This is a genomic window from Frankia tisae (genome assembly GCF_025403405.1).
Lineage (GTDB): Bacteria > Actinomycetota > Actinomycetes > Frankiales > Frankiaceae > Frankia > Frankia tisai.
In genome coordinates this window covers 1-6493 of sequence record NZ_JANEZT010000373.1, presented here as the reverse complement: position 1 = coordinate 6493, position 6493 = coordinate 1, and the positions used below count along the sequence as shown (strand labels likewise).

At 72.1% G+C, this 6493-nt stretch carries 4 protein-coding genes; 2 read left to right on the top strand and 2 right to left on the bottom strand.

The window, feature by feature from the left end:
• Nucleotides 1–99 precede the first annotated feature (99 nt).
• Nucleotides 100–441, bottom strand: coding sequence for an STAS domain-containing protein (locus tag NBZ85_RS25805; RefSeq protein ID WP_261562763.1), 342 nt, complete (start codon nt 439–441; stop codon nt 100–102).
• Nucleotides 442–544: 103 nt separating this feature from the next.
• Complete coding sequence (gene pgi, locus NBZ85_RS25800) at nt 545–2227, bottom strand: glucose-6-phosphate isomerase (protein ID WP_261559571.1); 1683 nt, start codon at nt 2225–2227, stop codon at nt 545–547.
• A gap of 334 nt (nt 2228–2561) precedes the next feature.
• On the opposite strand from pgi, the gene NBZ85_RS25795 reads away from it, so the two are divergent.
• Both NBZ85_RS25795 and NBZ85_RS25790 read left to right on the top strand, forming a co-directional pair.
• The gene (locus NBZ85_RS25795) at nt 2562–4991 is read left to right on the top strand and encodes a serine/threonine-protein kinase (RefSeq protein ID WP_261562762.1); all 2430 of its coding nucleotides are present in this window, start codon (nt 2562–2564) and stop codon (nt 4989–4991) included.
• A gap of 279 nt (nt 4992–5270) precedes the next feature.
• A partial coding sequence (locus NBZ85_RS25790; RefSeq protein WP_261562761.1) for an FAD-binding oxidoreductase occupies nt 5271–6493 on the top strand: 1223 nt, incomplete at its 3' end.

Sequence of the window (6493 nt, the reverse complement as noted above, 5' to 3'; positions counted from 1 at the left end):
CCCCGCCGCTGGCGGGCTGACGGCGGCGGTGCCGGCCGGCCGGGTCGCGGGGCCGTCGTTCTCGAAGCAGCCGGCCCGACGGCGCAGAGGTGATCGGCGTCAGGGTCGGCGAGAGCCCTCGCCGACGCGGAGGCGACCGTCGAGGCCGGTCTCGCGCAGCAGGGCGGCGAATGCCGGGGTCGGCGAGGAAATCCGCAGTTCGGAGTGGACGCGACGGAGCAGCAGATCGGCCCGGAGCAGAGCGGCGAGCCCGGGGATGTCGATCAGCTGCAGGCCCGCGACGTCCACCGTCACCGTCCCCCCGCCCCGGCCCAGCAACTCGCCGATCTGCTCGCGGAACCGCAGCCGGCCGGCGGTGTCGAGCTCACCGGAGAGCTCGATGAGCACGTCCTCGCCTGACCGCCGCACGGACATGGTCAGGGCTCCGGCGTCGACCCGCATGCTGCCCGCCCCCCGAAGTCCTGATCACCGTGCGGGACCGACCCCCCGAACTGTTTACGGAGAGTAACATGACGGGGTCAGGGTGGCCGCTGTCCGACATTGATCAGGCGCCGCGCAGCCGCCTGATCAACGCGTTCGTCGAGCTGTCGTGGCGGGGCTGCAGGGAGTCCGCGGAGCCCGACGCACCGGGGGAGGTCAGCTCGGGCACGATGCGCCCGGCGAGCACCTTGCCGAGTTCGACACCCCACTGGTCGAAGCTGTTGATGCCCCAGATGGTCCCCTGGGTGAACACCTTGTGCTCGTACAACGCGATGAGCTGCCCGAGCACGAACGGAGTCAGCTTCGGGGCAAGCAGGGTGTTGGTCGGCCGGTTGCCCGGGAAGGTCCGGTGCGGGACGAGGTCCGGGGCGATCCCCTCGGCGGCCACCTCCGCGGCGGGCTTGCCGAAGGCGAGGGCCTCGGTCTGGGCGAGGAAGTTCGCCAGCAGCAGCGCGTGCTGGTCCGGCCCGTCCGCCGGCCCCACGCCGGGATGGTTCGGCTCGACGAAGCCGAGAAAATCGGCCGGGACGATCGTCGTCCCCTGGTGCAGCAGCTGGTAGTAGGCGTGCTGCCCGTTCGTCCCCGGCGTTCCCCAGACCACCGGTCCGGTCTGTGTCCCCACCGGCCTGCCGGCGAGATCGACGCGCTTGCCGTTGCTCTCCATGTCGAGCTGCTGCAGATAGGCCGGAAAGCGGCCGAGGTACTGGCTGTAGGGCAGCACGGCATGCGAGGAAAATCCGTAGAAGTCGCGATACCACACACCGATCAGCCCGAGCAGCACGGGCAGGTTCCGCTCGAACGGCGCGGTCCGGAAGTGCGTGTCCATCGCGGCGAACCCGTCGAGGAACTCGCGGAAGGCCACCGGCCCGATCGCGATCATCACGGACAGCCCGATCGCCGAACCGACCGAATACCGGCCGCCCACCCAGTCCCAGAACTCGAACATGTTCTCGGTGTCGATGCCGAACTCGGCAACCTTCTCCGCATTCGTCGAGACCGCGACGAAATGGTGGGCAACCGCGTCCTCGCCGAGGGTCCCCGTCAGCCAGGAACGGGCGGCCCGCGCGTTGGCGAGCGTCTCCAGGGTGGTGAACGTCTTCGACGCGACGATGAACAGGGTCCGCGCCGGGTCGAGGTCGACCGTCGCCTCCCAGACGTCGGTCGGGTCGACGTTGGAGACGAAGCGGACCGCGAGCCCGCGGTCGGAGTAGTCGCGCAGGGCGTCGTACGCCATCGCCGGGCCCAGATCGGAGCCGCCGATGCCGATGTTCACGACGGTGGTGATCCGCTCGCCGGTCGCCCCGCGCCACTCGCCCGAACGCACCTTCTCCGCGAAGGCGGCCATCCGGTCCAGCACCCGGTGCACCTCGGGCACCACGTCCACCCCGTCGACCTCGATCCGGGTCCCCGCCGCGGCCCGCAGCGCGACGTGCAGCACCGGCCGGTCCTCGGTGACGTTGATCCGATCGCCGCGGAACATGGCCTCGATCCGCTCGGCAAGCCGGGCCCGCCCGGCGAGCGCCGCGAGCAGCTCGACGGTGCGCGCCGTCAGCCGGTTCTTGGAGTAGTCGAGATAGAGCCCGTCCGTTTCAGCGGTGAACGCCTCCCCGCGGGTGGGATCGGCGCCGAACAGACTCCGCAGCGACACCTCGGACATCTCGTGCAGATGCGCGGTCAGCGCCGCCCATTCCGCCGTCGCGGTGATGTCGGGCGGAGCCACCAGGGCAGCGGGCTCGGTTGTCGACATGACGTGGGACGCCCTTCCTCGCAGGTTCAACACGTGTGCCGCCACAATCACCATCGGTGTCCGTGGCGCGTCATCCGGACTCCTGCCCGTCATCCGACGCCTGTCGCATCATCCAGACCGTGGCGGCGCCGACACTTGTCGACCCCAGCAGCATGCACATGTCGCCGATCCGACGTCGTGGGGCGCCCCCGGACGGGCGGCGGAATGGGAAGGTCGGGGTCGTAGGATCGCCAGGAACCCGACGAAGGTGTCATTGCAGGCCAGGATGCCGCGCTCGGGACGGGGACGGCGGTGCGGCGGGCTGCCCGACGGCGTTAGCGGACGGATCTGAACCTTGTTGATTGACAGATCACTCGTGGAGGCGGCGCTTCCGGGTTACACCGTCGAGGGCGACCTGGGCCGCGGCGGGTACGGTCTCGTCCTCGCCGGCCAGCATCGGCTCATCGGACGCAAGGTCGCCATCAAGATCCTGCTGGACACCTCCGACGATCCCGGTCTGCGGGCCCGCTTCCTGTCCGAGGCCCGGGTACTGGCCGAGCTCGACCACCCGCACATCGTGCGCATCCATGACTACGTCGAACACGAGGGCACCTGCCTGCTGGTGATGGAGCTGCTCTCCGGCGGCACCCTCAAGCAGCGGATCAGCGCGGGTCCGGTGTCCCCGGAGACGACCTGCTCGATCGGCCTGGCCGCCGCCGCCGCCCTGGCCAACGCCCACATGCAGGGCGTGCTGCACCGCGACATCAAACCGGACAACATCATGTTCGCCGGCGACGGCCTGCTCAAGGTCACCGACTTCGGCATCGCCAAGATCTTCGACGGGGCGGAGACAACGGCCAGCGCAATCCTCGGCACCCCGCGGTACATGGCCCCCGAGCAGATCATGGGGGTGCGGTTGTTCCCGTCGACGGACCTCTACGCCCTCGCCGGGGTGCTCTACGAGATGATTGCCGGCCGACCGCTGTTCGGCCGCCAGATGGCGGTGCAGCCGCTTACCCACCACCATCTGACTGTCATGCCGGAGCCGCTCACCATGGTTCCGCCGCCGGTCTCAATGGTGATCATGCGTGCGCTGGCGAAGGACCCGAACACCCGCTTCGCGGACGCGGCGGATTTCGCCCTCGAACTCGCCCGCGCCGGCAGCCGGGCCTTCGGGCCGAACTGGCTGTCCCGGTCGGAGGTCAAGGTTCGGGTGGACGATGAGATCCGGGAGGCGGCGCTCGGCGTCTCGACCACCCCGCGGCCGCCGACCTCGGGCTCGCCGGGTTACCCGGTCGGGCCCGCCCAGGGATCCGGCCCAGCCAGGCCCGGGTACCCAGCCGGGCCTGGCGCGTTCGGTATCCCCGCCGGTGCCGGCGGCCCGGCCTGGCCCGGCGGATCCGGCGGCCGGAGTGGGCCTGGCGGACCTGGGCCTGGCGGACCGAGGGTGGGTGGCTACCCGCCGCCTGGTGGCTACCAGGGACGTCCTGGCACGCCAGCCGGCCCCGGCGGCCCCGGCTTCACCGCCGCCCCCACGGTGCGGGGCGGTCAGGGACCCGGACCGGGTGGGTGGGGCGGCTACCCGCCCGGGACCACGCCGGCGCCGCTGCACCCCGCCCGTCAGGCCGGGCGCCGCCAGGCCGCGGGCGCCCGCAACCGCAATCCGTGGATCATCGGCGGTGTCGCCTTCGTCCTCGTCGTCGCGCTTACCGTCGGCATCGCCCTTGCCGTGGCGAGCTCCGGCGGCGGGGATGACCCCAGCCGCACGGTCGCCGCCCGGGTCGTCACCGCCTACCGTGGACCGGCCCTGTCCGTGCAGGGGCTGAGCCCCTACAGCCTCGCCATCGATCCCGACGGCTCGCTGCTCGTGTCCAGCCTGGCGACCGACCGGATCCAGAAGATCACACCGGTGGGCGCCGAGAATGACTTCGCGGGCACCGGCGCGGGCGGGAGCAGCGGCGACGGCGGCCCGGCCACCTCGGCCCAGCTCGACGGACCAGGCTCCACCGCCCGGGACAAGGCCGGCAACATCTACATCGGCGACGCGAAGAACAGCCGCATCCGGAAAGTCACCCCCGCCGGGGTGATCTCCACGATCGCCGGCACCGGCACCGCGGGTTACAGCGGCGACGGCGGCCCGGCCGCCGCCGCCCAGCTCAACAGCGCCGAGAAGGTGACCACCGGGCCTGACGGCAGCGTGTACTTCTCCGACTACGAGAACCACCGCATCCGGAAGATCGACCCGGCGGGGATCATCACGACGTACGTGGGTACCGGCGTCGCCGGCTACAGCGGCGCCGGCGGCGCGGCGACCCAGGCGAAGATCAACGGCCCGAACGACATCACGATGGCCGACGATGGCACGCTCTACTTCGCCGATCTCGGCAGCAGCACCATCCAGAAGGTCGACCCGAACGGCATCATCAGCACGATCGCCGGCACCGGGGAGAGCGGCTACGCCGGAGACGGCGGCCCGGCCCGGTCGGCCAAGCTGAACGTGCCATCCCTGTCCATCGCACCGGACGGGAAGACCTTCTACATCGCCGACTACCGCAACAACCGGATCCGGAAGATCGACCCGAACGGCATCATCACCACCATCGCGGGCACCGGTACCGAGGGCGCCGGCGGTGACGGTGGCCCGGCGATGGCGGCCCAGTTCAAAAACCCGAGTTCGGCGGTCGTCGACGGCAGCGGCGCCGTGTACATCGCGGACAACGGCAACGACCAGGTTCGGCGCATCGACCCGGCCGGCACGATCTCGACGATCGCCCGGCCCGGATGACAGACCACGCGGACATCGAGCGCGTGGCGGCCGCACTGCCCGGCTACGAGCTCGGCCGCGGTGGCTTCGGTGCCGTACTCGCCGGCCGTCGGCAGCCCACTCGTGCCGGCGAGGCACCGTCGCCGCGTGGATTGGCATACGTTCGCCGGTAGTCCCGCCGTCCCGATCAGTGCCACCAGCCGGTCGCCGCCCATCACACTGCATGCGCCGGCTGGTCGGCATGCCGGTGGCACCGCGGCGGGCGGGCGGCGGGTTCGGGATGGCTCTCTGGGAGGACGCGTGGGCGGACCCGACCGGCGGTCGGTGTTACGGGCCGCGGGCGGCGGCGGGCTGGCCCTCGTCGGCGCCGGACTGGGCAGTACGCTACTCGCCGGCTGCCACACAGACACCCGCCCTGCCCCCTCCGGCATCGACTGGCAGGCCCTCGACAGGCGCCTGACCGGCCCGCTGCTGCGCCCGGCGGACCCGCGATACGCCGCGGCCAGCACGCTGTTCGACCCGGCCTTCGACGCGATCCGGCCGCAGGCGGTCGCCCAGGCCACCTCCGTCGCCGACGTCCAGGCGTGCGTCGACTTCGCCCGCCGGACGGCGTTGCCGCTGACCGTCCGCGCCGGCGGGCACAGCTACGGCGGTTATTCGACGACGACCGGCCTGGTCGTGGATGTCACCCCGATGGCCGAGGTGGCCGCGGCGCCCGGCCAGGTCGCGCGGATCGGGGCCGGCGCCCTGCTCGTCGACGTGTACTCCGGTCTCGCGCGGGCGGGGCTGGCACTACCGGCAGGTTCCTGCCCGACCGTGGGCATCGCCGGGCTTGCCCTGGGCGGCGGGATCGGCGTGCTCGGCCGCCGCTACGGCCTCACCTGCGACCGGATGGTCTCCGCCGAGGTGGTGCTCGCTTCCGGGGAGGTCGTGCACACCGACGCTGACCACGAGCCGGATCTGTTCTGGGCGTTGCGCGGCGCGGGCGGTGGCAACGTCGGCATCGTCACCTCGTTCACCTTCGCCACCCACCGGGCGACACCGCTGGTGCTGTTCACCTACCACTGGGCCTGGGACGACGCCGCCGACGTGCTGGCCGCGTGGCAGGACTGGATCTCCGCGCCCGGCGGCGCACCGGAGAGCCTGTGGTCGACCTGCGTCGCCTACTCCGCGCCGGCGGCCGGCGTCGGCGGCGCGCCGACGCTGCGGGTGAGCGGGGTGCTGTCGGGCGGTGCCGACGACGGTGCGGTGGCCGGCCTGCGGGCGCAGCTCGCCGACCTGGTCGACGCGGCCGGCCACCGGCCCACCGGTACCTACCTCACCACCCGGGGCCATCTGGAGGCGATGCTCATCGAGGGCGGCTGCGCGGGCCGTGCCGTCGAGTCCTGCCACCTGCGCGGCCGGGCACCGGGCGGCACCGTGGCACGGGTCGCCCAGCGGGCCGCGTCCGCGTTCCTGGTGAAGCCGATGCCGCCGCGCGGCGTCGAGGTGCTGCTGGGCGCGGTCGAGGAACGCCAGCGGAC